The 1,389-nt window shown below is 47.2% G+C and carries 1 protein-coding gene and 1 pseudogene; one reads left to right on the top strand and one right to left on the bottom strand.

Going from position 1 to position 1,389, the window contains the following annotated elements:
* On the top strand, positions 1-1,139 hold a 1,139-nt coding region (gene serA / locus QTO00_RS19715; protein WP_331426259.1), incomplete at its 5' end, for a phosphoglycerate dehydrogenase.
* 71 nt (positions 1,140-1,210) lie between these two features.
* Here serA and ilvH read toward each other — a convergent pair.
* Positions 1,211-1,389 (bottom strand): annotated as a pseudogene (gene ilvH, locus QTO00_RS19710) (acetolactate synthase small subunit); the annotation flags it as partial.

Raw genomic sequence — 1,389 nt, 5'->3', positions numbered from 1 at the left:
GTTACACCAATATCGAATACCACAAAGGCTCACTGCCAGAAGAGGAACTGCTTGAAGCAGTCAAAGACGTTCACTTCATTGGTATTCGTTCGCGCACTAATCTATCCCAAGAAGTGATTGATGCTGCGGAAAAACTCGTTGCGATCGGCTGTTTCTGTATCGGAACGAACCAAGTGAACCTTAAAGCAGCAGCAAAACGCGGTATTCCCGTATTTAATGCACCGTTCTCAAATACTCGTAGCGTGGCTGAACTGGTTCTTGGTCAATTGCTGCTATTACTTCGCGGCATTCCTGAGAAGAACGCTTTAGCACACCGAGGCATTTGGAAGAAGAGCGCGGACAACTCGTACGAAGCGCGTGGTAAGCGCCTTGGTATTATCGGTTACGGCCACATCGGTACGCAGTTAGGTATCATTGCCGAAAACTTAGGCATGCGCGTCTACTTCTACGATATCGAAAATAAGCTATCACTAGGTAACGCCACTCAAGTCCACACTATGAGTGAGCTACTTAATAAGTGTGACGTGATTACTCTACACGTGCCAGAAACACCTGAGACCAAGAACATGATGGGTGCGGAAGAGTTCGCGCGCATGAAGCCAGGTTCAATTTTCATCAACGCAGCACGCGGAACAGTAGTCGACATTGAAGCGCTATGCCATAGCCTAGAAGCGGGCCACATCGCTGGCGCGGCAGTTGATGTATTCCCAACAGAGCCAAAAACTAACGCAGACCCGTTCGAGTCGCCGCTACAAAAGTTTGACAATGTTATCCTAACTCCTCACGTTGGCGGTTCTACCCAAGAAGCGCAAGAGAACATTGGTGTCGAAGTTGCAGGTAAACTGGCGAAATACTCAGATAACGGTTCTACACTTTCAAGTGTTAACTTCCCTGAAGTTTCACTTCCAGAGCACCGTGACTGTTCACGCCTACTTCATATTCATGAAAACCGCCCAGGTATCCTAACGCAAATTAACACCATCTTTGCTGAAGAAGGTATTAACATCGCAGGTCAGTACCTACAAACAGCGGCTGATTTCGGTTACGTAGTCATTGACGTTGAAACCGAGCGCTCTGAAGAGGCACTAGGAAAACTGAAAGAGATCGAAGGCACGATTCGAGCCCGTATCCTTCACTAATCCCAACCACAAGATACTAAAAACCACCGAAGATTCGGTGGTTTTTTTATCTATCGAGTAGAAACTTGGATTTAAGGTTTTAGAGCTCGTTCGCCCCGGGCAATACCAACGACACCGCTTCGAGCGACTTCAATCACTTCAGTCACTTCAGATAATGCTTGGATAAAAGCATCGAGCTTTTCACTGGTTCCTGCCAGTTGAACCGTGTATTGAGAAGCTGTGACATCAACAATCTGCCCGCGGAAGATAT

Origin of the sequence: Vibrio sp. M260118 (assembly GCF_036533755.1) — a bacterium.
Classification (GTDB): domain Bacteria; phylum Pseudomonadota; class Gammaproteobacteria; order Enterobacterales; family Vibrionaceae; genus Vibrio.
This window is presented reverse-complemented; position numbering and strand designations above follow the sequence as displayed.